Below are 26,305 nucleotides of genomic sequence, written 5' to 3'. Positions count from 1 at the left end.
CTTGGCATTTTTTGCGCTGTTATTTTAGCTGAAGCTGCAATAACAGCATAATACAACCCTGTTTATCACTGATTTTTTTTAGCATATCTCTATTATAACTCAATTTAACCAGCATAAGCCATTGTTTTATCTATACTATAAGCCAGTGAAATACCCAAGATAATAATCATAAATTAGATAAATCTTGGTAAGGCAGTTATAGTGATTGCCGTAGACCAAATACAGTGAAGACCACAAAAATCCGGTCTGAGCGTTAAATGTAGTGAGTCTAAACGCTTAACAATAACAGCACTTTAAAAAATGAGTTGTGATAGCAAAATACGATTGAATGGACAATGAGCCATCATAAATTATCGTGTTATCGCCTGTCTTAAAGACAGCATCGATTATTGTAACATCTCTTATCACCAAATATGACACTGCTAACCCATAATTGCTTAAACGTTATTATATAGAAGCTTTTTGGGCGTATAAAAATTTTAATAACTATCGATATATTTAGCTATCGTCGCTCAACCACTATCAGCTAAATACCTTCACTTAATTATAGTCATTTGATAGTCAGCAACTATTTTACCCGTTCGTTTTTAGCTGAATGATCTGTAACTGACAAGTTCAGTAATAGCCTTGTATTAATAGGCAAGTTTGTTTAGGGTAAGTAAGGCTGGATGATTAAACGGCAACCTAGTTTGAGCGATATTAAATTGAACATATTACGTAAATTGTCATATTTGATGTCATACAAGCTTGATATAGTGACCATAAGAATTAGGTTTATGTATTAGTAAAATACAAAGTCAGTAAGATATATATTTAGTAAGATACAAGGTTAGTTGCCCCATCTTTAATTGTTTTGACAATTAATTTTTCGTTTTTTACACCCCACCAAGGAGACTATAGATGTCAACTGCATATAAATCAGCGATCGATTTAGTACGTGAATTAAAGCAAAAGCACGGTAACTGGCAGAACATTAGCGAGACTGATGCGGCACGTATGATGTCACAAAACCGTTTTAAAACCGGTTTAGATATCGCAAAATATACTGCAAAAATCATGCGTCAAGATATGGAAGACTATGACAATGATACGTCTCAGTACACGCAGTCTTTAGGTGCATGGCATGGTTTTGTTGCCCAGCAAACCATGTACGCTAAGAAAAAATACTTTGGTACGACGTCAAAAACTTATATATACCTATCAGGTTGGATGGTTGCAGCTCTACGTTCTGAGTTTGGTCCTCTTCCTGACCAATCTATGCATGAAAAAACCTCTGTACCTAAGCTAATCGAAGAAATCTACACATTCTTACGTCAAGCTGATGCTAAAGTACTAAACGATTACTTCCGTGAGCTAAACGCTGCAGAAGAAGCCGGTCAAGACACTTCAGCTATCCTAGAAAAAATCGAAAACTTTGATTCACACGTTGTTCCAATCATTGCTGATATCGATGCAGGTTTCGGTAACGAAGAAGCAACTTACTTGCTAACCAAGCAAATGATCGAAGCTGGTGCTTGTGCTATCCAAGTTGAGAACCAAGTATCTGATGCTAAGCAGTGTGGTCACCAAGCTGGTAAAGTAACCGTACCGCATGAAGATTACATCGCAAAAATCAACGCGATTCGTTATGCGTTCCTAGAATTGGGTGTTGAAGACGGTGTTATCGTTGCTCGTACTGACTCTGAAGGCGCGTCACTAACGCAAAAAATCCCAGTATCAAATGAGCCAGGCGACCTTGCTTCTCAGTACATCGACTTCATCGAGATGGAAGAAGTGACGCTAGAGAACGCAAAAGAAAATGACAGCTTGCTTAAGCACAACGGCAAACTAGTACGTCCAGTTCGTCTGCCAAACGGTCTATATCAATTCCGTGAAGAAACGAACATCGACCGTGTTGTACTTGACTGTGTAACTGCTTTGCAAAACGGTGCGGATCTACTATGGATCGAAACACCAACTCCAGACGTAGCACACATCAAAATGATGGTTGATCGTATTAAAGAGCAAGAGCCAAAAGCCAAGCTTGTTTATAACAACAGCCCATCGTTCAACTGGACGCTTAACTTCCGTAAGCAAATCATCGCTCAGTGGGAAGAAGAAGGCAAAGACATCTCTGCCTACAATAAAGATGACTTAATGAGTGCTGATTACGATGGTACTGAACTTGATACAGCAGCTGACGAAGCGGCTAGAAACTTCCAACGTGATGCATCACGTGAAGCAGGTGTATTCCATCACTTAATCACGCTACCTACTTATCACACTACTGCTCTTAGCGTTCATGAACTTGCTAAAGGCTATTTCGGTGATGACGGTATGCTTGCTTATGCAGCTGGCGTACAACGTAAAGAAATCCGTGAAGGCATCGCTTGTGTTAAGCATCAAGCAATGGCCGGTTCTGACCTTGGCGATGATCACAAAGAAATCTTCTCTGGTGAAAACGCCCTTAAAGCTGGCGGCGGCAAGAACACGATGAACCAGTTCTAATGTCTGACCACTTATAAGTACATTTTATAAGTAAAAGTTTTAAGAAAAGCCGTCCTACCTTGTAGGGCGGCTTTTTTATGCGCTATACATAACCCTATCTCCTGCAATAATAACACTACTTAAGCAATCGTTTCATTAACCGCCATTCATTCACTCAATCCTCCTATTGTTTAAGCCGGCCAACCAAAACAAAAGTTTTACTTGTTATTCAGCGATAGCTTTCATACGATGGTAATAACTTAAAACTTATTAAAATAATCGGGAGCCATCATGCAAGAGATAGAGCTAAAATTTTTGGTACCAGAGTCGAGACTAAAAGGCTTGCTGCGCCAAGCACAAGTCAAATCATCTGAAGTAACGCAACTGGCGGCCCATTATTATGATACCCCTGACCAACAGCTTGCACAGGCAGGCATTGGCTTACGTATTCGTAAGGAAGGCGATGCTTGGGTACAGACCATCAAAGCGGGCGGTGATGGTATTGCGGCACGTTTAGAGCACAATGCGCCACTAGATAATGAGCAGGTACAGGCAATGCTCGATAGTAATACGCTTGTGCCCGACTTAAGCATTTATAAAAACACCTCTGTCGCTCCTGCTTTGGCTGAATTTAAACTAAAAAAACTGGCCAAAAATCTTGCTCGGTTATACTTGACCGATGTAAAGCGCACCACACGATTGCTGCTAGATGATAGTGATCATGAGGCCAATAACCACATCGAAATGGCATATGATTATGGAGAAATTATCCACGGTAATGATGATAGCCAGCGCGATGTTATTCAAGAGATTGAGTTTGAGCTGATATCAGGCGATATAGACTTTTTATTTGCCACAGCCAAAACATGGTGTAAGCGTTATAAGCTTTGCCTGTCTACAGTTACCAAGGCTGAGCGCGGTGGTCTGTTAATCACTGAGCAAAATCATAGCCCAGCGGTTAGCGCTGACCTCAACCAACTGACTATCAACAAAGACAGCAGCATACCTGCATTTATACGCGCAGTAGTGCATAACTGTCTGTTGCAAATACTGCCAAATAGCAGTGCCATCGTCGCGGGCAGCGAAGATGACGACCATATCCTGCAACTGTACATTGGTATCACCCGCTTGCAAGCTGCCATACAAGCATTTGCCAGTTACTCTGATGAGATCAATCCAGACTGGCTACCAATAATAAAACAAACAGCGGCTTTAATTAATGACTACCGAGAGCTTGCCTATCTCGCCTCGCACATAGAGCCTGAGTTGCAAAAGCAAGGCGCACCTATCGTCGATTGGACAACAAACATTGATGCGCTAAAGATGACCCCAAAGGATGCTGTCAGCGCCAATGATTTTCAGCTTACCTTACTTGAGCTGATTGCCTTTACCATGAGCGACCCAAGCCTTGAACCGCAAGCTGATAAACCCGTCATCGATAAGCTGGCAAAAACATTATCCAAACAGTATGCAAAGCTTGGCAAAGTGGCGCAGACTCTACAGAGTAGAAAGAGTGATAAATCTGATAGCATCACTGTAGAAAATAATGACTTAATAAATGACGATTCAAAAAGTGTTGGTTCAAAAGATATTGACTCAGGAAGCATCAATTCAAAAAACCTTGATGTAGAAAATGACGATATAGAAAACGTTGATATAGATGATAACGATGAAGAGCAAGCCATTCATGAGCTTCATCGCCAGTTAACAACCTTACTTTATATCAGTGAATTTGCCGCGCCATTATTAGATAAGAAAAAGTCAAAAAAGAAAACCAAACGTTTGGTAAAAGCGCAAACAGCCTTGAATCAATATCGCAATTATCTAACATATCAACAGCGCTATCAGTTGAAATCAGAGACTGATATCAATGCCTTATATGGCGCTGGCTGGTTTGCGGCAATGCTTGCGATAGACTATAAGCATACCGAAAAACGCTTAGCTAAAGTGATAGACAGCTCGATATTTCAGTAAAAACACTCATAGCAGTATGAACAAAACTTAGAATAAATAAATCCCCAAAATAAAAAATCTTAAAATAAAAAAGACAGCTCATTTTATATGAGCTGTCTTTTTTTGAAATACGCTTTTTTAAAGAGTTTTTTTCAATTAGAGAACTAAACTAAGCTATAAAATCAACATCTAAATTTAGTTAATTATATCTCGAAGATTGATATCGTTTTTTCTAAGCCTAGCTATTTTATAAGCTTAGCGCTCTTATAATCCCAGCACTTTCATACGTTCATTGACTGGCTGATAGGTTTTATCGCCAGCAGGCTCAACAATGCTACCAAGCGGCATTTGCGCCACCAATTCCCAACTATCTGGGATAGAAAATGCTTTAGCGGCATCTTCATCAATAAGAGGATTGTAGTGTTGTAGGTTAGCACCAACGTTCAAGGTACGTAGCTCTGTCCACATCGCATACTGATGCATGGCTGATGTTTGCTGCGCCCAAACTGGGAATCTGTCTGCATATAGCGCAAATTGCTCTTGCAGCGCTTGAGTTACGCTTTTATCTTCATAAAACAGCACGGTACCCGCTGCAGCACGGAAGCCATCCAGCTTTTGCTTGCTGCCAGAAAAGTCGCCATCACCGACAGCTGCACGCAGTTTTTCTTCAGCGATATCCCACAACTGCTGATGCTGAGCACCAAACAGTACCACCAAGCGCGAAGATTGTGAATTAAAAGAAGAAGGCGTATGCAATAAAACACGCTCTGCCATATTTACAATCTCTTGTGTCGCTACTGGTAGCTCATTGCCCAATGCATATACCGAACGGCGCTCATCAAAGGCTTGTTGTAAAGTGACTAGACTTTCTTTAGACATCATCATTATCCCGATAATTATAATAGAATGTAGGTTAAACGTGCCGTATTTGGCATGACACGTTGACATTAACAAGGAGGCTATTATATCAATATACTAAACGAATTATATTCTTTATAAAGTTTATTTTATCAATCACTCTATAAAGTTATTCTATTTTACTTAAGCTTTAATGAGTAATAATTAGCAGCTAATTAGCGATAATCGTTACTACTGTGCCCTCTTTAACCTGCTCGAATAATTCCAGAATATCTTCATTACGCATACGTATGCAGCCATGCGAGAGCGGCTCACCCATCGGCTCGCTGTCTGGCGTACCATGTATATAAATATAACGCTGATAGGTATCGCAGCCACCTTGGCTATTGCTGCCTTTATTGAATCCTTCTTCCATACCACTCAACCAAAGAATACGGCTTAATATCCAATCGCGTTCAGGATAGCAATTGCCAAGCTCTGCACTATATATCTCGCCCGTAGGAACACGCCCACTAAATACCGCATTCATGGGTTCATTTGCACCAAATTTTTTGGCGATAAAGTGTTTACCAAGAGGCGTGCAGCCGCTATCTTGCTGACTGCCAATGCCATTTTTAGCAGTAGATACCGTATATTGAGTCACTTCTTTATCGTATTCATAGAGCGCGAGCGTTTGCTGAGCAATATTAATTACTAGATGCGCATTAGAATTTTTATTAAATTTTTCGTTATTTGTCATAGAAGTCTTCCGGCGGTCATTCATCTAATGGATACCATTATTGACAGCATGATGAGTAAGTTGATTGAATTTTTCTATTATTAAGGGATTGTATCAAGGCTTTTGGCACCGTAATATAGGGGCACACTTTTTGATGCTAGCAGATTATGACGACTATTTCACCGACACGTGTGTCGATGTATGATTTTCTCTATCAAGATACCAAGCCGATGGTGTCCTTATTGGCAGATGCCGCCAAGCTTTCATTACCGCAAGCACGCTTGGCGATGGATGCCAGCTTGCAAGCCATTGTCAGCGCCCTACTTGCTTATCAGCAGCACAATGATGGGCAAGCCGTGAGCAAAAAGCTGTTTGGCCGCGGTGCTGTTAAAGAGTTACGTCAATATAACTCGATGAATTTTTTGACCATCAATGCGACGTTATATCATCGCCATGAAGCGGCGGATGCCATATTTTATGATAATGCCCGCGTGATTAAAGCCAGTGAAGACATTGCTAAACAGATTGACGCGACGACGTCGCAAGTGCAAATATTGCTTACATCTCTATGTGTGATTGTCTTACGTGAGCTGGCTATTTTAGCCGAATATAGCCAACTTGATAATGACGAGATGGATAAATGGTTTGCCTTACAACCGCAATTCTTATCAACTGCTCGTTTTGCCGCCAATCAGCAACCGTCAGTCTCTATCGAAGTAAATGAAGATAAAGGTTTAACTACGCCAACAGAAGGCGCTTTAGATTCGGCAGCAGAAATAAAAGAAGAGGCTGGAAATAGTCCCAATATAGAACGCACCTTATTGAGCATAGCGCAGCTTGCGGATACCCCGCCAACTTTCAATCCTTACTGGTATGAATTCACGACATTCAAGCCTGAACGTCATGAGCCTGTGCAAGATATGCAATTAGCAACTGGTAATTATTTAAAAGTCATCGGGCGCTCATCTGCAAATGCTCAGCAAGGTAAACATAATGATTTGTTGGTGTTTGCAGAAATGACCGCTATCAGCTTACCGCACCAACGCTGGTTGCTGCAATTGGCCAAGATTTCAGAAATATACTTACAGCGTAACCGCCTACGTATCACCTCCGAGCCTGCCAGCGCACCGAAACCACCTTTGGTCAGCTTGGGTCTAATCGGTGGTAATAACGAAAATACGCCGACCACTGCTAGTGAAAAACCCATTGAATACGACGCGCCTATACCTCTCTGGAAAAACCCCGTTATCCTGATTATTATTGCCGTTATTGGGGTGCTAGGCGGACTTGCCGCTCTTAAATATCAAAGCCAAAAATCTGATGGCATGTTACTGGCGACAGAAGAGGTCGTTGAGCAAGACCTTATCAAGGAGCGTCAACAGCAAGATGTGGCCATTGTTATGGTGGACGATGATAAAGCTGATGCTAAAGACGCAAAAGTAGCACAATGATAAGTGACGGAAATTAGTACATAACTTCTTAAGCATCAAAAAGCAGTCGAACCAACCTGCAAAAAACCAAAAAAAAGGCGCTATCTTAATAGCGCCTTTTCTCTTCATGTTTTTTTATTCATGCTTTAGCTAGCACAGCCTAGTAAAACCTGCTTACTTCGATAAATCACGACCACGGCTGGCTTCAATCGCCAAACGTAGACCATTTAGACGGATGAAACCTTCTGCGTCTTTCTGATCATAAGCGCCTGCATCATCTTCAAAAGTGGCGATTTTTTCATCGAACAATGAATCATCTGACTTACGACCGACGACGCTTACCGCACCTTTATATAATTTAACGCGTACTGTACCGTTGACATATTCTTGTGATTTGTCAATCAAGGCTTGTAGCATCATACGCTCAGGGCTGAACCAATAACCGTTATAGATAATTTTAGCGTAACGTGGCATCAGCTCATCTTTTAGATGCGCCGCTTCACGGTCAAGCGTCAATGATTCGATACCGCGGTGTGCTTTTAGCATAATAGTACCCGCTGGCGTTTCATAGCAGCCGCGTGATTTCATACCGACATAACGGTTTTCAACGATATCTAAACGACCGATACCATGCTTACCGCCAATATCATTAAGCTTAATCATCACTTCATAAGGCTTAAGCGCTTCACCATCGATAGCAACGATGTCCCCTTTCTCGTATTCTAATTCTAAATATTGCGCCTCATCTGGTGCTTCTTCTGGGCTGACTGACCAGCGCCACATATCGTCTTCTGCTTCGGCGTATGGATCTTCTAAAATACCGCCTTCATAAGAGATATGCAGTAAGTTAGCATCCATTGAATACGGAGATTTTTTCTTATTGCCGGCATAATCGATAGCAATATTATGTTCTTCAGCATACTTCATCAAGCTTTCACGGCTCGACAAATCCCACTCACGCCATGGCGCAATGGTAACCACATCAGGCGATAGAGCAACCGCGCCAAGCTCAAAACGTACTTGATCATTACCTTTACCGGTCGCACCATGACTGATGGCATCGGCGTTATGTTCTTTAGCAATTTCAACCAAACGCTTGGCAATTAATGGACGCGCGATAGACGTCCCTAGCAGATACTCGCCTTCATAAATTGCATTGGCACGGAACATTGGGAATACATAATCACGGGCAAATTCTTCACGTAAGTCTTCGATATGGATATGCTTGATACCCATCGCTTCAGCTTTGGCGCGCGCAGGCTCAACTTCTTCACCTTGACCAATGTCAGCGGTGAAAGTAATCACTTCTGCATCATAGGTTTCTTGTAGCCATCTGGCGATAATTGAGGTGTCAAGACCACCTGAATATGCCAAGACGATTTTATTAATAGTTTTTGGATCAAGCTGAGCCATGAATAACTCCTAATATAAGAATTTATTGTCGAATACATTTAATGGGACGTAAAATGCGAATGATGGGATGAAATCAATAAAAGATAGATTGCCTGCTCAGTGTACATCATATTTACTAACGGCAAAAGTGGCACGGCTATCAGCCACTGGGTTTTCCCTTATATTTGAGGTTAATTCTAGAAATAGGCTTATTTAAAATATCAGACAACTTAATCAACCATCATTTCTAACCACACTCTTAAAGCTCTAGCAAAAGTTAATTGGGTAGATAAAACCCTTATCATTTATGTACAGATATTTCACCGCATATTTAGTCAAGTAGGCAAATCTGTTATGATAGCAGCACAGCAAGACTGCCCCTTCACTCCCGTATATGACAATATAGAGCGCGATGACACCATGACCGATTCGATTAGAGAATTAACCATCCTGCAGCCAGATGATTGGCATATTCATTTGCGCGATGATAAAGCGTTAGCAACCACCGTTGCTCATGCCGCCCAAAGCTTTAACCGCGTTATCTGTATGCCAAACCTTGTGCCACCAGTTAAAAATGTCGATGATGCTCATGCTTACCGTGCGCGTATCATACAGCAGCTACAAGCAAGTGATTTAAGTGCTGAGCGTAAAGCGGCTTTTGACCCACGCATGACTCTATATCTCACCGATAACACAACAGCCAATGATATCGAGATGGCGGCAAAATCAGGTATCGTCCAAGCGGTCAAGCTCTACCCTGCTGGCGCAACCACCAACTCTGCTGATGGTGTCACCGATATTAATGCCCGTGTCGATATCTTTGAAGCATTAGAAAAATACAATCTACCTTTACTACTCCATGGTGAAGTGACTCACGACCATGTCGATATTTTCGACCGTGAAAAGCGCTTTTTAGATGAAGTGTTGGCGCAAATCATCATCAAATTTCCGACTATGAAGATTGTACTAGAGCATATAACCACCAGTGATGCCGCTGACTTTGTCTTAGCGCAAGGTAATCAAGTTGCCGCCACTATTACGCCGCAGCATTTAATGTTTAACCGCAATCATTTACTGGTCGGTGGGATTAAGCCGCATTTTTATTGCTTGCCTATTTTGAAGCGTGAAAGCCATCAAAAAGTACTGTTAGATGTCGCCACCAGTGGCAATCCGAAATTCTTTTTAGGCACTGATTCTGCACCTCATGCAACGGATGCGAAAGAATCTGCTTGCGGTTGTGCCGGTTGTTATAGCGCCTCTACTGCGCTACCGCTATACGCCACCGCTTTTGATAGTGTCGGTAAAATAGACAAATTAGAAGGGTTTGCCAGCCGCTTTGGCGCTCAATTCTATGGCTTACCGGTACACGAGAGCACCATTACTTTGATAAATACGCCGATGCAAGTACCAACCGACTATCCTTACTTTGATGGCTCGTCGTTAACGCCATTAATGGCTGGTGAGATGTTGCCTTGGTCCATTAAAGCCTAATAGAGACGATGTAAAGTCATCTGCGCCTCTATTGTATCCTATGATAAGCAATGCTCTTATGCTAAAAGGCAACTTCCTTAGCAATACTCATATCATAGGATGTTTATTTTTTAGCGATTTTTAATTTAATTCTTTAACTTAATTTTTTACTTCAATGCCACAGCACGACTGATAAAAGCGATTTAACTTGATATGACCATTCAAAACGATGCCGCCCTACCTGAAAACAACATAAACAACACTAGCAATGTCACTAATACTAGCAATGTAACCAGCACGACTAATGGCAACACAGACGAACAAGCGCCCATGACCTTAAAGGAGCGTTTTCGCAAATTCTTGCCTGTCGTAGTCGATGTCGAAACGGCCGGCTTTAATGCGCAAACAGACGCCTTATTAGAAATTGCTTGTATTCCTGTGCTATTAAATGAGCAGGGTGTGTTTTATCCGGGCGAGGCTTTAAATGCTCATATCGAACCCTTTGAAGGGGCGAATCTCGAGCCAAGCGCCCTCGCTTTTACCGGTATCGACCCTAAAAACCCACTACGTAAAGCCATTGCTGAAGATGAAAAAACTGCCCTACGCCGTATTTTTAAAGGTCTAAAGGAAGTGCGCCGTACTGAAGACTGCCGCCAATGCGTCCTAATCGGACACAATGCGCATTTTGACTTAGGCTTTTTAAATGCGGCGGTGCTGCGTACCAATAGCAAAAACCACAACCCATTTCACAATTTTTCAGTCTTTGATACCGTGACCCTATCTGCCTTAGCATTTGGACAGACAGTGTTAGCACGTGCCTGTAAGGCAGCTGGCATTGATTTTGATGGTAAAGACGCTCATTCAGCGCTCTATGATACTCAAAAGACCGCTGAGCTCTTTTGTCATATCCTTAACAGCTACCCTATGCTAGCGAATGCAATGCATGTCGAACAGAGCGATTCAGAGATGACAGAAGGTAGTACGGCTGACACCAACATACAACCAACCGATAGCGACACCCAGTAACGTAAAGCACACGTCCTACATTGTTAAACGCAAATAATAATGCTATCTATAGTTAATAGCTTGCTATGGATTATTTAAGCTTAACAAGAGGGACTTTGCTATGGAGCCACAGTTTAAGTTATGGGCAACCATCATTGGTTATATGCTGCTCGCTTTAACCATTAGCACTTGTACGTCATTATGGATTCGGCATCATTTGAAGCGTAATGACCTACATCCACGGCGCGCGCTCAAAAAAAGATATTTAATTTTAAAAAGACGAAGAAAAAGGCTTGACAGAAAACGCAGACGCCATTAGAATACGCACCACTTCAGCATAAAGGTGAAAGCAGCTGAAGCGTTGTACTAGTCCCCATCGTCTAGAGGCCTAGGACACCGCCCTTTCACGGCGGTAACGGGGGTTCGAATCCCCCTGGGGACGCCACTATTTGGCGTCACTTGTTAGCAAATTTGCTGCGAAGCATTGATAAGACTAATAAGCGTACCATCAAAAAGCCCAATCACATTTTTTGTGATTGGGCTTTTTTTATGCCTGCTCATTTCTCATAATTTCCTATGAGTGAAAATAAAACGCTTTATGTATGGTAAATTTATAAAAGCAAAAAACTTAGGACAGCAAAAAGCCAGCATGATTAGCTGGCTTTTTTAATATATGAGTTTCATTATTTAGAAAAATTTACCAAAACTTATCTGCTAGCATCAGCCAAAGTAACGCCAATACAATCAAGCCACCCAATATGGTCTGAATAAGGAAAAAGGCTTGGTGCTGTCCGACTACTTTGCCTAAGGTTACTCCTAGCGTATTATATTTTATCGGCTGCGTATCAAGCTCACCGGATTTTTCTTGTTCTTCATAATAGCCTTGCAGAATATCTAAAAACCGCTGCCATTCATTGGCGCCCCACGTATTGGGCTTAAACGGCATAAAGGCTTTAAGCTTAGGCTCATTCACCATCCAACGCTCAAGCGTAATAGAACGTAGTGACCAGCCAGCAAAACGGCGCTCAGTAATCGATGAAAAATCCAATATCTTTAAGTCTTTATGTCGATCATCTACCAATAAGCGATTTTTGAGATTGGTTAATGCTTGCTCAGAACCTTCCACACACTGGAAAAAGTATCCATTGCCGTAGCAAAGAATACCAGTAATATTATCGGCTTTATTCAGCTTAATAGCGACTTCTGCGATGTCGTTAAGCGTACTCGCACTTGCAAGACCAGTCGACGTAATGTGGCTCAGATATACAAGCTGGCAGAGATCTGGCGTTACTGGATTTGTCGAATCATTAACTGTTGACAATCAGCTTCTCCCTATTTTCAGGTAAATGTAGCTAAGACAACCATACTAACTTTAGATAAAAAATACTGACAAGACGTTTCAGGACAGCAAATACACTTGTTATATTATTGATTTATAAATGTTTATATTAATTGTATTAAGTTGGTTACATCATAGGCTATTTTCGTCATCAAAGCAATATATGTTTATCTTAAGTCACTACTTATTAATGCCAAACTGTGTTTTAGAATCACTTATATTTAAAATATAGCATAAATATCCATTATCTTCATAGAATAAGAAATTTCAAAGACTAAGACATATCAACGGAAAAAACACGCGCATTAAGTTATAAGCGCTCAATTTGGATATTGAGAACGGTAAGATTGATAGAAATAATTTAGATAGAAATAATTTAGATGGAGAAGAAGAACTGAAGAGTGTTTTATCGCTTTTTATAATCGTTAGGATTGGGCGGTAAGAATCGCTGCGAGCAAAATAGCATCGTCAGGATAAGTGAGTTTAATATTTTGGCGGCTACCAGACACCAAGCGAATCGGGTGCTCTAAATGTTCAAAAGCGCTGGCCTCATCGGTAATTTCTAGCTGATTTTTAGCAACATAGGTTAGTACTCGCTGCAACTCACCTAGGCGAAATACTTGCGGCGTTTGGGCCTGCCACATATGACTACGGTCGATAGTGCGCTTAACATAAGAGTGGGTACTGCTACTATTGTCAGGCTTATCTATAAGGCTGTTTGTGGTCTCAGATTGTGCATTAGTCTGGGTGTAGGACTGTTTTAAGGTATCCGCTACTGGGGTGGCGAGAATAGCGCCATAAGGCTCTAGCATCGCCGCTTCAATCACCTTATCAATATCTTGTTCAGGCACTGCAGGACGCGCGGCATCATGTATAACTACCAAGTCTGAATCCTCAGCACCTGACTGACGGATGGCTTCTACCCCTGCTTGTACCGATTGCCAACGCTCAGCACCGCCGGTGGCATACTGTATCGGCAACGCAAAGTTGAGTGTCTTTGCCGTGCTGTCATCGGCCGCTATAACCAATAAGCACTTATCAATATAAGCACTACTAGCAAGCCTTGCCACGCTAAGCTGTAGCAAGGTCTGCCCTTGCAACCTGGTATATTGCTTAGCAATAGAGGCACCAAAACGACTACCGCGACCAGCAGCAACAATCATGGCATGTATATTAGGCGTGGTATTCATAAGGTAGTTTTGATTAATACTCATGGTTGGGTTCCATGATGATATGACTGGAAAGAAGTCAAAAAATGAGGTAGAAATTTTAAAAGGACTTTAAGAAAAATAATGTCTCTATTATAGATAGTATAAGAACATCATATAACATTAAGAGCGATTAATAACGGCTGTGCGTCGTCGGCGCTGTTGATACTTGTACAAAGGTCTCATTTGGCTTAATTAAGCCTAAATCTAAACGCGCGTGCTCTTCCACTGCTTCAAGACCTGTCTTTAGATCATGAACGTCAGTCCGTAGCAAGTTATTTGCGGCTACTTGGTTATCATTTAAGCGCTGCTGCTCATCAATCTGTGTCAGCAATTTATTATGCTCAAACTGACCGTTTTCACCCAGCCAATACTGATATTGCAGTCCTAACAGCACCGCAACGGCTAAAGCAAGTAGCATAAATTGGCTAAAGTATTTCATAAATTGATCACGCCAAACGAAAAAGAGATTAAAGATTAAAGTAAAAAACCAAATAGGCTTATTAAGCGATATATCACCCTATCAATGACAATATATCGCTTATTTTTAAGTCTAATTGTTTAGCTGTATAGCTTATTAGCCACGTAGACCGATAAATTCTTCACGGCCACGGTAGCTTGCACGTACTTGTTGCTCAATACGTAGCAACTGATTGTATTTCGCGACACGGTCTGAGCGGCATAGTGAGCCAGTTTTAATCTGACCAGCAGCCGTACCAACTGCTAAATCTGCAATCGTACTGTCTTCGGTTTCACCTGAACGATGCGAGATAATCGTTGCATAGCCGTTTTTCTTCGCCAGATAAATCGCATCTAGCGTTTCTGATAAAGTACCGATTTGATTAAACTTAATCAAAATCGCATTGGCAATTTTCTTATCAATGCCTTCTTGCAAGATAGCAGGGTTGGTCACAAACAAATCATCACCAACCAACTGGACCTTATCACCAATCTGCTCAGTCAAATACTTCCAGCCGTCCCAATCCGACTCATCAAGACCGTCTTCGATAGAGATAATAGGATATTGACGCGCCAAGCCTACTAGATAGTCAGAGAAACCTTGGCTATCAAAGGACTTATTACCCTCGCCTGCCAAAATATATTGACCATCTTTATAAAACTCACTGGCCGCGCAATCTAAAGCTAGGTGGATATCTTCGCCAGCTTTATAGCCGACTTGCTCAATCGCTTGCATAATAACGGTGATAGCTTCTTCGTTGCTACGTAGGTTTGGTGCAAAACCGCCTTCATCACCAACCGCTGTATTCAAGCCTTGTGATTTTAGAACAGATTTTAAACTGTGGAAAATCTCTGTACCCGCACGCAGCGCTTCTGAGAAGCTGGTGAAACCAACAGGCTCAATCATAAATTCTTGGATATCAACCGTGTTATCCGCATGCTCGCCACCGTTTAAAATGTTCATCATCGGTACAGGCATCGTCAATGACGTCTGATTGCGCAAATTTGCAATGTATTGATGTAGTGGCAGACTTTGTGACTTGGCAGCGGCTTTAGCAGTCGCAAGAGAGACTGCTAGCATGGCATTAGCGCCAAGGCTATCTTTGTTTTCTGTGCCATCTAGCGCAATCATTGCATCATCAATGCCTTGCTGCTCGGTGACATCTTTGTCCATTAGCGCACTACGAATCTGGCTATTGACGTTGGCAACGGCTTTTTTGACGCCTTTACCCATGTAGCGGCTTTGATCGCCATCACGCAGCTCAAGCGCTTCACGTGAGCCAGTAGATGCTCCACTTGGGGCAGCAGCACGGCCAATAGTGCCATCAGCTAGGATAACATCGGCTTCAATCGTTGGGTTACCGCGCGAGTCTAAAATCTCACGGGCGCGAATGTCTTTAATTGCGGTGACGTTGGTGGTTTCTTCAGCGTACATAATGTCTGTTAATTCCTTTGGTCATGCCAAGTTTGTGGGATAAATAACGGCAACTAGAATACAAAAAAGATAAAAAAATATCGTATAGCGAATATGCCCAAACCAGCCAGTCCTGCCTATTTATATGATTTATATCATCTTATACGAGTGATACAACTCGCTTATTTAGCACATGGTTTTGCCAATAGTGGAAAGTTGGTTTGGTACTTTAAGTGTCGGCTATAATGCTTGGCATCATAGCATAAATTTTGCCAAACTTCCCTTATCTTACACCAACTCGCGCCCATAAAATCACATATGAGCAGCTATAGTAGTCATTATCAAAGCGTTTTATTAGCGCCTTTATTAGCAATGAGGTAACGCTTATGCTTTTGTTAAACGTTCCGCTTTCGTATGCGAGCTAGAGACAGTGTTATCTAGCTCAACCTTGGTTTTAAATCGTGTCAATCTTAAGGCATTCATTAATACTGAAATAGAGCTGAGTGCCATTGCAGCCGCGGCAATCATAGGATTTAAAAAGCCAAAAGCGGCAAGCGGAATACCGAGGCAATTATAAATAAAGGCAAAAAATAGATTCTGCTTGATATTACGCAGCGTTGCTTGGGCAATTTTTTGCGCCGCATCGATATGCATCAGCGATTCACCCATCAAGCGTGCAGAAGCACTATGCTGGGCGACATCCGTACCTTCAAACATCGCAAAACTAGCATCAGCGGTTGCCATCGCTGGCGCATCATTGACGCCATCACCTGCCATGGCAACTTTATGACCAGCGGTTTGCAATAAAGCAATTTGGCTTGCTTTATCGCGTGGGCTCATTTTACCGTAAGCTTGCTCGACACCCAGCTGCCCTGCTACATGATCGACGACGGATTGCTTATCACCACTCATCAATATCACATTGATACCAGCATCTTGTAGCGCTCTTATGGCTTGCGGCGTGTCATCCTTTAAGTCATCAGCAAGGGCAAAAGCACCTAGCGGCTCATCGTTAATACTAATAGCGACCGTACTGGCGATTTGCCATACTTTTGGCATCAGCTTTGGTAGAGTCAAATTAGCAAACTCTGCGCTACCAACCTTTACCAGACCCAATCCTTCGATATTTGCTTGTATACCAGCGCCCTTTATCACACTGATATCAGTGACATTCATCAATGGCAAGTTTCGCTCAGTAGCAGCATTAATCAGTGCAGTCGCTAGTGGGTGACTTGCATGCGCCTCAACACTTGCGGCAATTTGCAAGACATCATCAACGGCAAGCGACTTATCTACCATCACATGATCAACGATAGTCGGCTTACCAATAGTCAATGTACCCGTCTTATCAAGTACGACCGTATCGATATTACCTGCCGCCTCTAAGCTTTGTGCGTCTTTAAACCAGACGCCATGACGCGCAGCTACCCCCATACCAGCCATGATAGCGGCTGGCGTTGCCAAACCAAGCGCACATGGGCAAGCAATCACCAATACTGATACGGCATGCATTAACGCAGTGTCAATCATACCGGTCAGCCACCACGTTAAGCCAAAGGTAATAAGTGCAATGGCAACGACGACTGGAACGAATACTGCCGTTACTCTATCAGCAAGGCGCGCCAGATTGGCTTTTGAGCCTTGAGCATCACTGAGCGCTTGCACCATATCACCCAGCTTGGTATCGCTGCCTTTAGCACTGACGCGATAGAGTAAGCTGCCATTTTCGACTAGAGCGCCTGCTAGCAGTCCATTACCTACTTCTTTTTTGAGTGGTACTGACTCACCAGTTAGATGACTCTCCACACACCAGCCACTACCATCGATAACTGTCCCATCGGTTGCAACGCGGCTGCCTTGTTTAGCACGCAGAATATCACCTACTTGCACATCTTGTAGCGCTACATTATGAAAGTCGCCATTTGGCTGCTGTTGTTCAACTTCATCAGGGGTTAATGACAATAATAAATCAATACTGTTTAAGCTGTGCTTTTTGGTGCGATCTTCAAGATATTTACCGGTACGCACAAAGGCAATGACCATTACGCCTGCTTCAAAATACACTGCTGGACCGTGCCCACCAGCATGCCCACTTTGCAGCAGACTGTTTAACGTACCATCGCCATGGGTCAGCCATAGATACGTGGAATACGCCCAAATAGTTACCGTACCGATGACCACAAGCACATCCATATTGGCAAGACCGCCTTTAATAGATGCCCAAGCGCTCTTATAAAATGGCAATGCAAAACCAAATTGGACAACCGTCGCTAGGATAAACTGCATCCAAACCGGCGGCATCCACGCCATACCTTGACCAACAACCATACCTGCCATACCGATTAAAAATGGCACCAAACAAATCCATAACCCAATTAATCGCCATGGATACTGAGTACGTGTATCTTCATCCGTCTGTTCAAACAGGCTATCGGCTGCCTGCAAGTTAGCAACGAAACCTGTCTTATTTACCCATTCTGTAACCTGCTCAGGCGTGGTCTGCGTTGGGTCATAATCGACATTGGCGGTCTCGCCAGCGAAGTTTACACTCACCTCATATACCGACGGCTTTTTGTTTAGTACCTTCTCGATTCTTGAGGCACAGGCCTGACACGTCATTCCATCAATGGCCAGTTGCAAGTGTGCACGCGTAGGCGATGTCGTCGTATTGGACTGAATATCAGTGTCAACATCATAGGACTGCTCATTGGTGGTACGGGTAGAATCATTCATAAATAGAACTCGTTGTTGCGTTATAGCGCGTTATAGCGTTTATCAATTGATATGGCCATAAAAATATCAGGGAGGGGAAATCTAAATGAAACAAATAAAGCATTCTAAGATTAAAAATCAAATATTAATGAATACTAAATATTAAATGGTTACGAATAGTGGCTATTCAAGTATGACACTCTCTACAGCTTAATAACGCTTAGCACAATGACTGAAGCAAACTGATATGTATGAAAAGTGACTGTCAATTAAAAAAACCATTTAGATATCCATTAAAAAACCAGCCATGATAGCTGGTTTACTTAAGTAAATGACAATGCTTACGAGTTAGCAACGGTTGCATCAAAGCCCGCTTCATCGATAGCAGCAGCAATGACTTCTGCACTGGTTTTGCTATCATCAAAGGTGACTGTCGCTTGGTTGTCTGCAAGCTCGATACTGATATCATCTAAACCATCGATATCGGCGGTGGCATTATGGACGCTTGCCACACAGCCGCCACAAGTCATGCCATCAATTTTAATAATACGTGTTTGGTTTGCCATGAGAGGCTCCTTATTTTTATAAATGAGTTTTTATTAATGAGTATTTTTATCGCTTAAATAAACTGCTTTCATCACTGTTTTCTAAATAAAGTAATTGCAGCATTTAACTAGCATAAGCTCAATTAAGCTGAACAACAAGTTTGATTACTCGTATCTTTACGAAACCGCTTTACGAAAATGATGTTCCTTTATCAGTGCTTCACCACTAATCATGATAACGTGGATTTTGTGGGGCATCGATAGGAAACGGCTGAGTAACATAATCAACCATACTGATTGCAGCAACGAAAGCGTGAATAGTCGTTTGCGTATCATCATAATGAATGAAGGCAACACCATTCTCAGGCTCCAGCTCAATTTCAGTCACACCGGTAATGTTTTTTAGCGCCGTCATCACGCTCTCAAGCCCTTCGGTATCGCCGATATTTTCGATACTTACCTGCGCCATTTTAATCGCCATCGTCTTATCCTCTCATCGATATCATTATTAACATCATTAATGCGTATCTAATACCTCAAAGCCTTTGACCAACTCATCAATCTGCTTTAGCTGACGTAAAAACGGCTCTAACTGATTCATACGCAGTGCACACGGGCCATCGCACTTCGCGATTTCTGGACTTGGATGCGCCTCTAAGAATAACCCTGCCAATCCAGTTGCCATACCTGCGCGTGCAAGGGTTGTGATTTGCTCACGGCGACCGCCTGCGCTATCACTACGCGCACCTGGTTGCTGCAAACTGTGCGTTACATCAAAAAACACCGGGATATCCATCTGCTTCATAGTATCAAAACCGAGCATATCGACGACCAGATTATTATAACCAAAGGCACTACCACGCTCACAAAGGATAAGCTTATCGTTACCACCTTCAAGGCACTTGTTAACGATGTGACGCATCTCATGTGGGGCTAAAAACTGCGCTTTTTTGATATTGATAATCGCATCTGTCTTTGCCATCGCATGCACCAAATCAGTCTGACGCGATAAAAACGCAGGAAGCTGAATAATATCGGCAACTTCAGCGACAGGCGCTGCTTGATACGGCTCATGGACGTCAGTGATAATTGGCACTTGGAATTTTTCTTTAATTTGCCCAAGCCAATCGATACCTTGCTCTAAACCCGGGCCGCGATATGAATTTAAGCTTGAACGGTTGGCTTTATCAAAGCTGGCTTTAAATACATAGCCGATACCTAAACGTTGGCATATTTCGACATACTGCTCGGCAATCTCAAACGCCAATTCTTTTGATTCTAAGACATTCATACCACCAAATAATACAAATGGTTGGTCATTACCAATTTTAATCGTATTGCCATTTGGCGTTGTAAGCTGAATATGTGATTGCGCCGTTAATAGATTTTCCATGAAGCGGTGAACCTCGCTATTGTTATTTACTGTCGTTATTTACTGTTGTTATGAACAGTTCTTATTAATATTACTCTCCCATATTGTAACCGATAGCCCCATGAAAAAAAGTATTCAAGAGTAATTGGGCGTAATTAGACTTAATCGATAATCATAACTGACCTATGTAGAATCTATATTTATAAAAACCGCCATCGAAAAATGCTAAATTAAGGTCAAAAAAAAGACCAATCCGAAGATCAGTCTTTTTTATAACTATCAAGCGGTCGTGCGATAACGATTATTTATTATCACTATAGATTCTTGCTGCTTTTACAAAGCTATTAAACAGTGGATGACCACCGCGTGGCGAGCTGGTAAATTCAGGATGGAACTGTACCGCGACAAACCAAGGATGAGTAGGAATCTCAACCGACTCGACCAAATGCTGCTTGGCAGAATAACCAGATATGCTCATACCTGCTTGCTCTAATGGCTCGATATAACGATTGTTCATCTCATAACGATGGCGATGACGCTCAGTGATATTCGTTGAGCCATAGATTTGGGCAAGCTTACTACCAGCAACCAGTTCCGCTTGCTGTGCACCTAAACGCATAGTACCACCAAGGTCTGAATCATCGCTACGAATCTGTAATTCGCCGCGCTCATCTAACCATTCGGTAATCAGACCAATGATAGGTTCAGCCGCCGTGCGGTGGAACTCAGAAGAGTTGGCATCGATGTGCAGTACATTACGAGCATACTCAATCACAGCCAACTGCATACCAAGGCAGATACCTAAATAGGGCACGTTGTTTTCGCGTGCATAGGTAATGGCTTTCATTTTGCCATTGGTACCGCGCTCACCAAATCCACCTGGTACTAAAATAGCATCGGCATCGTTTAGACGAGCAAATAACGCATCATCTGTTTCTAATAGCTCAGCATCGATATAGTCGATTTTGACGTCGGCTTTATGGGTGATACCAGCGTGTAGCAAGGCTTCATTGATAGACTTATAGGCATCCGGCAATTCAACATATTTACCAACCATCGCTACCGTCACCGTCGCTTCAGGATTCAGCTGTGCTTCAACCACTTTATCCCAATCGCTTAAATCCGCTTCTGGCAAATCAAGACCAAAACGCTCACAGATTAAATCATCAAGATCTTGCTCATGTAGGGTGCGCGGAATCTGATAGATACTTTGCGCATCTTCACACATGATAACCGCACGCTCTTCGACGTTGGTAAACAGCGCAATCTTGCGACGATTGTCTTGTGAGATATGATGATCAGAGCGGCAGATTAAAATATCAGGCTGCAAACCAATAGAACGCAGCTCTTTAACTGAATGCTGGGTCGGCTTGGTTTTAGTTTCACCAGCACTCGCGATATAAGGCACCAGCGTTAAATGCATCAGCATGGCACGATTGCGACCTAGCTCTACTTGCATTTGGCGTACGGCTTCCATAAATGGTAGTGACTCAATATCACCGACCGTACCGCCAATCTCAATAATAGCGATGTCATAGCCTTCGCCACTGGCAAGGATTTTGCTTTTGATTTCATCAGTGATATGCGGAATCACCTGCACCGTACCGCCCAAATATTCACCGCGGCGTTCTTTATTCAGCACGTTTTGATAGATGCGACCACTGGTGAAGTTGTTGCTTTTACTCATCTTTGAATGGCGTAAAAAACGCTCATAGTAGCCCAAATCTAAATCGGTCTCGGCGCCATCTTCGGTCACGAATACTTCGCCGTGCTGAAACGGGCTCATCGTACCTGGATCGACGTTGATATACGGATCCATTTTGGTCATGGTCACGTTTACGCCACGCGCTTCTAGAACGGCAGCAAGAGAAGCGGCTGTAATACCTTTTCCTAGTGAGGACACTACCCCACCGGTCACAAATATAAACTTGGTCATAGTACTCTTTCGGTAATTGGTAAAGAAGGATTTTACTAAAAATCCGCCACAAAATATAGGGCAAAAGCGCAAACTGCTCAAAACTCTTATTTTTTGGTGCTTATCATCGACATTCTTTTATCATTAAACTCATACAACAAAAAAACCCACCCCGAAGGATGAGTTTTTTATAATCAGATTCTAATGGTTAGATTAGAACTTGTATTCGATACCAGTACCAACAATCATATCGTCACCGTCTACACTAAAGACGTTTTTATAGTCTACATTACCTGCGTAGATATGGCCAGTGGCAACTTGGTTAAAGGCGTAACGACCACCTACAGCAATTTTAGTAATTTTTGCATCATCTATACCAGCCCAATCTTTCGCTTGGTCAAACTCAGCCCATACAGTCCATGGGGTGTTTGCAACACTGTAAGCGCCAGTTACCATTAGCTCTTTTTCTTTAACAGAACCTGGAACATTATTCCAGTCAGCTTGCTGATACATAATGCCTACTTCTGCAGGAATTGCCATGGTTTTAGCCATGTCATAGCTACCAGTAACACGTAGTACTTCAGCGTCAGCATCTAGCGTATCTGTATATGCTAGGCCTAGTGTGTAACCAGCGCCTTGGTCAAACATAACTGAAGCGCCATAACCTGCGTCGCCAAAGTTCTCTTCAGTAGAAGCCATTAGGTTTAATTGTACTGGGAGGTTGGCAGCGGTAGGTGCTGTCCAAATCATAGAGTTATCAACGCGGTTACCATCAGCGATGCCAGATACAGTACCCTGAATACCACCGAATGCTTGCTGTACGTTGTTAATACCATCTGTGACTGAAGAGTTACGACCAAACTTAAAAGTACCAGCTGTGTTGTTTTTGAAACCGATGTAAGTATCACGTGATTCAAACTGTTTACCGTCTGCATCATCAGGATTTACAACGTATTCTAACTGATAGATTACATCAGTGTTAGCAGTCAAAGCTTCAGAGCCTTTTAGACCAATACGTGATGCCGTGCTGTTTAGAGACACATCGGTAGAATCACTGATATCAGAATCCACTACATCTACTGATAAGGATACTTTACCATATAGAGTTGGGGCTGCATTGGCTGCAGATACAGATAGGGCAGCGATTGCTGTAGCTAAAAGTAGTTTTTTCATGGGGGTATCTCCACTTTACAATTTTAGTAATGAGCGAGCTATTATTAGCCGGTGCCCAAAATGGTATCGTCACAAATCCTCAAAGATATAATGTGTAACTGGCTACCGAGATTAGTCAGAAACAAGTGTGGCGAAGTTCTATTACCGTAAGATGAAAAAAACCATGACTTACATAACTGGGATCAAAATCGTAACTGCCATGTAAACGTTGGTCTTTATCGCTCTGTTGCGTAACATCCGTTACCAAACTCATACTTCGAGTACAAGCATAACAACTTTGACATAATTTGCAACATATTTTTTACGTCTTTAATGACAAAAAATCTTCAAAGCCATGTCCACTATGAGGTTTAACCTATATTTAATTAGAGACAAAAAAACACCCCTACTCGCCATGGGCAAATAGAGGTGATATTGAGAAATATCAGCACTAACAACATAGACTTATTTGATGCGTTTATTGAAAAACAAACAATAAAGGGCTACTTATAACTAGATAAGTAGCCCTAAAGAAAAGCCCGTTATTAACAACTGACGCTAGCCATATCAATCATATGGACTAATTGGTTTAGCAGTTGGCTTTTAAATCAAGACGTGCTTGATGAAGTAATGGCTCAGTGTAACCACTTGGCTGTTCGCGGCCTTTAAACACCAAGTCACAGGCTGCTTTAAAGGCATGCGAGTTATCGAAGTCAGTTGCCATGGGGTGATAGCCGTTATCGTCAGCATTTTGCTCATCGACGACCTTTGCCATGCGCTTCATAGTATCCATCACTTGCTGCTCACTGATGACCCCATGATGCAGCCAGTTAGCGATATGCTGGCTTGAGATACGTAATGTCGCACGGTCTTCCATAAGACCAACATCGTTGATATCTGGTACTTTAGAGCAACCAACGCCTTGGTTTACCCAGCGTACGACATAACCTAAGATACCTTGAGCGTTATTATCAAGCTCTTGCTGCTTCTCTTCTTCCGTCCAGTTGGTGTTCTTTGCCAATGGAATGGTCAAGATATCGTCTAAGCTGGCACGCGCGCGTGATTTTAGCTTGTCTTGAACCTCAGCGACATTCACTTCATGATAATGCATGCTGTGCAAGGTTGCGCCCGTTGGTGATGGTACCCACGCTGTGCTAGCGCCTGCTTTTGGATGCGCGGCTTTGGTTTCCATCATCTCTTTCATCTCATCAGGCTTCGCCCACATGCCTTTACCAATTTGGGCGTGACCTTGTAGACCCGTCTCTAGACCGATATCAACGTTCCACTGCTCGTAGGCTGGCTGCCATGCTTCTGACTTCATATCGCCTTTACGTACAAAAGGTCCGGCGTTCATGCTGGTATGCATCTCATCACCGGTACGGTCTAAGAAGCCTGTATTGATAAAGATAACGCGCTCTTTGGCTTGGCGAATCGCTTCTTTTAGGTTGACCGTCATACGGCGTTCTTCGTCCATAATACCGATTTTAAGGGTATTACGTTCTAAGCCCAATAATTCCTCTGAGGCATTGAACAAATCATTGGCCATTTTGACTTCTTCAGGACCATGCATTTTTGGTTTAACAATATACATTGAACCTTTGCGCGAGTTTGATAGCTCATTTTTACCTTTTAAATCATTCAAAGACAATAGCGGTGTAATCAAACCATCCATCAAGCCTTCAAAAATTTCTTCTTGACCATTACCCAAATCGACTAAGATTGCAGGGTTTTGCATCAAATGACCAACGTTACGAATTAATAGTAGCGAGCGACCTGGTAAGGTAAGTGTGCCGCCATCTGGCGTGGTGTATTCACGGTCTGGATTTTGCTTACGGGTACGGGTTTTGCCACCCTTTTCAAAGGTTTCTTGCAAGTCACCATTCATCAAACCAAACCAGTTGCGATATACTTCAACTTTTTCTTCAGCGTCGACCGCAGCGATTGAATCTTCACAATCTTGAATCGCAGTGATGGCTGATTCTAGTAGTACATCTTTGATGTTCGCAGGATCGTCTTTACCTACTGGATGGCTGCCATCGATTTGAATTTCAGCGTGTAAGTTATTATTCTTTAATAAGATACCGGTTGGGCTTTCAGCCTCACCCACAAAACCCGCAAATTGAGCAGCATCTTTTAATTGAGTGCTGCTATCGCCTTGTGCTACTTCAAGCTTGCCATCGACAACTTTGAAGCTAGTGGCATCGTTGTAGGATCCTGATGCTAGGGCAAAGTTTTCATCTAAGAATTTTTTGGCATAGGCTACGACAGCGGCGCCGCGAGTTGGGTTATAGCTACCTGTTGCTTCTTGACCATTTTCATCGCTGATCACGTCTGTGCCATACAAGGCATCATATAAGCTGCCCCAACGAGCGTTGGTCGCGTTTAATGCATAGCGCGCGTTACGTACGGGTACGACTAACTGCGGGCCTGCGATATGGGCAATCTCGTCGTCGACGTTTTGGGTACTGACTTTGAAATCATCACCTTCTGGTAACAGATAGCCAATTTCTTGCAAAAACGCTTTATAAGTAGGATAGTCAATGTCGCCGTCTTTGGCAGGATTGTCTAGATGCCATTGATCAATCTGGGCTTGGATTTTGTCACGGGTTGCAAGCAGCGCTTTATTACGCGGCGTAAACTCCTTAATGACCTTTTCAAAACCTGACCAATAACTGTCTGAATCCACACCGACTTTCGGCAGCACTTCGTTTTCAATAAAATCGAACATCTGCTTATCGATGGCAAGAATGCCCTTTTGAATACGATTGGCGTTAGAAGACTGGCTCATATTATTATCCTTATCTGTTCGTGAAGTGTGTTAATCCCGTGTTACTACTATCTGAGTTGCTACTATTTAGACCAGCTTTGAGCAAATACTAAGGCGATAATCCTTACTT

At 42.5% G+C, this 26,305-nt stretch carries 19 protein-coding genes and 1 tRNA gene; 6 read left to right on the top strand and 14 right to left on the bottom strand.

Annotated features, from left to right (window positions below; translation table 11 throughout):
• Window positions 1-900: 900 nt before the first annotated feature.
• Complete coding sequence (locus FHS24_RS08525; RefSeq protein ID WP_183620655.1) at window positions 901-2,487, top strand: isocitrate lyase; 1,587 nt, start codon at window positions 901-903, stop codon at window positions 2,485-2,487.
• 270 nt (window positions 2,488-2,757) lie between these two features.
• The gene (locus FHS24_RS08520) at window positions 2,758-4,440 is read left to right on the top strand and encodes a CYTH and CHAD domain-containing protein (RefSeq protein WP_183620653.1); all 1,683 of its coding nucleotides are present in this window, start codon (window positions 2,758-2,760) and stop codon (window positions 4,438-4,440) included.
• 243 nt (window positions 4,441-4,683) lie between these two features.
• Here FHS24_RS08520 and FHS24_RS08515 read toward each other — a convergent pair whose 3' ends face one another.
• Together FHS24_RS08515 and FHS24_RS08510 are read right to left on the bottom strand one after the other, a co-directional pair.
• The gene (locus tag FHS24_RS08515; protein ID WP_406947779.1) at window positions 4,684-5,298 is read right to left on the bottom strand and encodes a nitroreductase family protein; all 615 of its coding nucleotides are present in this window, start codon (window positions 5,296-5,298) and stop codon (window positions 4,684-4,686) included.
• A gap of 190 nt (window positions 5,299-5,488) precedes the next feature.
• Window positions 5,489-6,016 carry a L,D-transpeptidase gene (locus FHS24_RS08510; RefSeq protein WP_183620649.1) on the bottom strand — a complete coding sequence of 176 codons (528 nt, stop codon included), beginning with the start codon at window positions 6,014-6,016 and terminating at the stop codon, window positions 5,489-5,491.
• A gap of 146 nt (window positions 6,017-6,162) precedes the next feature.
• On the opposite strand from FHS24_RS08510, the gene FHS24_RS08505 reads away from it, so the two are divergent.
• Window positions 6,163-7,446, top strand: a complete 1,284-nt coding sequence (locus FHS24_RS08505; protein ID WP_183620647.1) for a hypothetical protein — start codon at window positions 6,163-6,165, stop codon at window positions 7,444-7,446.
• A 153-nt stretch (window positions 7,447-7,599) separates the two neighbouring features.
• On the opposite strand, the gene FHS24_RS08500 is transcribed toward FHS24_RS08505, so the two are convergent.
• Entirely contained in the window at window positions 7,600-8,838 is a 1,239-nt protein-coding gene (locus FHS24_RS08500) for an argininosuccinate synthase (RefSeq protein WP_183620645.1), read from the bottom strand.
• Between the two features lie 399 nt (window positions 8,839-9,237).
• Here FHS24_RS08500 and pyrC point away from each other — a divergent pair, with 399 nt between their 5' ends.
• From pyrC to FHS24_RS08485, 3 genes are all read left to right on the top strand, one after another.
• Window positions 9,238-10,308 (top strand): dihydroorotase, encoded by a 1,071-nt coding sequence (pyrC, locus tag FHS24_RS08495; RefSeq protein WP_183620836.1) that lies wholly within the window; start codon window positions 9,238-9,240, stop codon window positions 10,306-10,308.
• A 309-nt stretch (window positions 10,309-10,617) separates the two neighbouring features.
• Entirely contained in the window at window positions 10,618-11,313 is a 696-nt protein-coding gene (gene rnt, locus FHS24_RS08490) for a ribonuclease T (RefSeq protein ID WP_406947782.1), read from the top strand.
• A 348-nt stretch (window positions 11,314-11,661) separates the two neighbouring features.
• A tRNA-Glu gene (locus FHS24_RS08485) sits at window positions 11,662-11,737 on the top strand.
• A gap of 252 nt (window positions 11,738-11,989) precedes the next feature.
• Here FHS24_RS08485 and FHS24_RS08480 read toward each other — a convergent pair.
• From FHS24_RS08480 to FHS24_RS08430, 11 genes are all read right to left on the bottom strand, one after another.
• The gene (locus FHS24_RS08480) at window positions 11,990-12,613 is read right to left on the bottom strand and encodes a BLUF domain-containing protein (protein WP_183620641.1); all 624 of its coding nucleotides are present in this window, start codon (window positions 12,611-12,613) and stop codon (window positions 11,990-11,992) included.
• Between the two features lie 443 nt (window positions 12,614-13,056).
• Window positions 13,057-13,845, bottom strand: a complete 789-nt coding sequence (gene ispD, locus FHS24_RS08475) for a 2-C-methyl-D-erythritol 4-phosphate cytidylyltransferase (RefSeq protein ID WP_227671745.1) — start codon at window positions 13,843-13,845, stop codon at window positions 13,057-13,059.
• Window positions 13,846-13,972: 127 nt separating this feature from the next.
• A complete protein-coding gene (locus FHS24_RS08470) occupies window positions 13,973-14,281 on the bottom strand; it encodes an FtsB family cell division protein (RefSeq protein WP_183620640.1) in 309 nt (102 codons plus the stop codon).
• Between the two features lie 135 nt (window positions 14,282-14,416).
• Entirely contained in the window at window positions 14,417-15,733 is a 1,317-nt protein-coding gene (gene eno / locus FHS24_RS08465; RefSeq protein WP_183620638.1) for a phosphopyruvate hydratase, read from the bottom strand.
• 363 nt (window positions 15,734-16,096) lie between these two features.
• A complete protein-coding gene (locus FHS24_RS08460; RefSeq protein WP_183620636.1) occupies window positions 16,097-18,445 on the bottom strand; it encodes a heavy metal translocating P-type ATPase in 2,349 nt (782 codons plus the stop codon).
• A gap of 320 nt (window positions 18,446-18,765) precedes the next feature.
• Window positions 18,766-18,990, bottom strand: coding sequence for a heavy-metal-associated domain-containing protein (locus FHS24_RS08455; RefSeq protein WP_087814437.1), 225 nt, complete (start codon window positions 18,988-18,990; stop codon window positions 18,766-18,768).
• Window positions 18,991-19,195: 205 nt separating this feature from the next.
• Window positions 19,196-19,450, bottom strand: a complete 255-nt coding sequence (locus FHS24_RS08450) for a heavy-metal-associated domain-containing protein (protein WP_183620634.1) — start codon at window positions 19,448-19,450, stop codon at window positions 19,196-19,198.
• A 36-nt stretch (window positions 19,451-19,486) separates the two neighbouring features.
• Window positions 19,487-20,362, bottom strand: coding sequence for a 3-deoxy-8-phosphooctulonate synthase (gene kdsA / locus FHS24_RS08445; RefSeq protein ID WP_183620632.1), 876 nt, complete (start codon window positions 20,360-20,362; stop codon window positions 19,487-19,489).
• Window positions 20,363-20,642: 280 nt separating this feature from the next.
• Window positions 20,643-22,277 (bottom strand): CTP synthase, encoded by a 1,635-nt coding sequence (locus FHS24_RS08440; protein WP_183620630.1) that lies wholly within the window; start codon window positions 22,275-22,277, stop codon window positions 20,643-20,645.
• A gap of 192 nt (window positions 22,278-22,469) precedes the next feature.
• Window positions 22,470-23,429 (bottom strand): porin, encoded by a 960-nt coding sequence (locus tag FHS24_RS08435; protein ID WP_183620628.1) that lies wholly within the window; start codon window positions 23,427-23,429, stop codon window positions 22,470-22,472.
• Window positions 23,430-23,997: 568 nt separating this feature from the next.
• Window positions 23,998-26,196, bottom strand: coding sequence for a malate synthase G (locus FHS24_RS08430; RefSeq protein ID WP_183620626.1), 2,199 nt, complete (start codon window positions 26,194-26,196; stop codon window positions 23,998-24,000).
• Between the last annotated feature and the right edge of the window lie 109 nt (window positions 26,197-26,305).

Origin of the sequence: Psychrobacter luti, assembly GCF_014192115.1 — a bacterium.
Lineage (GTDB): Bacteria > Pseudomonadota > Gammaproteobacteria > Pseudomonadales > Moraxellaceae > Psychrobacter > Psychrobacter luti.
This window is presented reverse-complemented; position numbering and strand designations above follow the sequence as displayed.

Excerpts from the sequence above, each read along its gene's own strand:
- FHS24_RS08525 (WP_183620655.1), top strand. The coding sequence starts at position 901 with ATGTCAACTGCATATAAATCAGCGATCGATTTAGTACGTGAATTAAAG.
- FHS24_RS08520 (WP_183620653.1), top strand. The coding sequence starts at position 2,758 with ATGCAAGAGATAGAGCTAAAATTTTTGGTACCAGAGTCGAGACTAAAA.
- FHS24_RS08515 (WP_406947779.1), bottom strand. The coding sequence starts at position 5,298 with ATGTCTAAAGAAAGTCTAGTCACTTTACAACAAGCCTTTGATGAGCGC.
- FHS24_RS08510 (WP_183620649.1), bottom strand. The coding sequence starts at position 6,016 with ATGACAAATAACGAAAAATTTAATAAAAATTCTAATGCGCATCTAGTA.
- FHS24_RS08505 (WP_183620647.1), top strand. The coding sequence starts at position 6,163 with ATGACGACTATTTCACCGACACGTGTGTCGATGTATGATTTTCTCTAT.
- FHS24_RS08500 (WP_183620645.1), bottom strand. The coding sequence starts at position 8,838 with ATGGCTCAGCTTGATCCAAAAACTATTAATAAAATCGTCTTGGCATAT.
- pyrC (WP_183620836.1), top strand. The coding sequence starts at position 9,238 with ATGACCGATTCGATTAGAGAATTAACCATCCTGCAGCCAGATGATTGG.
- rnt (WP_406947782.1), top strand. The coding sequence starts at position 10,618 with ATGACCTTAAAGGAGCGTTTTCGCAAATTCTTGCCTGTCGTAGTCGAT.
- ispD (WP_227671745.1), bottom strand. The coding sequence starts at position 13,845 with ATGAGTATTAATCAAAACTACCTTATGAATACCACGCCTAATATACAT.
- FHS24_RS08470 (WP_183620640.1), bottom strand. The coding sequence starts at position 14,281 with ATGAAATACTTTAGCCAATTTATGCTACTTGCTTTAGCCGTTGCGGTG.
- eno (WP_183620638.1), bottom strand. The coding sequence starts at position 15,733 with ATGTACGCTGAAGAAACCACCAACGTCACCGCAATTAAAGACATTCGC.
- FHS24_RS08460 (WP_183620636.1), bottom strand. The coding sequence starts at position 18,445 with ATGAATGATTCTACCCGTACCACCAATGAGCAGTCCTATGATGTTGAC.
- FHS24_RS08455 (WP_087814437.1), bottom strand. The coding sequence starts at position 18,990 with ATGGCAAACCAAACACGTATTATTAAAATTGATGGCATGACTTGTGGC.
- FHS24_RS08450 (WP_183620634.1), bottom strand. The coding sequence starts at position 19,450 with ATGGCGATTAAAATGGCGCAGGTAAGTATCGAAAATATCGGCGATACC.
- kdsA (WP_183620632.1), bottom strand. The coding sequence starts at position 20,362 with ATGGAAAATCTATTAACGGCGCAATCACATATTCAGCTTACAACGCCA.
- FHS24_RS08440 (WP_183620630.1), bottom strand. The coding sequence starts at position 22,277 with ATGACCAAGTTTATATTTGTGACCGGTGGGGTAGTGTCCTCACTAGGA.
- FHS24_RS08435 (WP_183620628.1), bottom strand. The coding sequence starts at position 23,429 with ATGAAAAAACTACTTTTAGCTACAGCAATCGCTGCCCTATCTGTATCT.
- FHS24_RS08430 (WP_183620626.1), bottom strand. The coding sequence starts at position 26,196 with ATGAGCCAGTCTTCTAACGCCAATCGTATTCAAAAGGGCATTCTTGCC.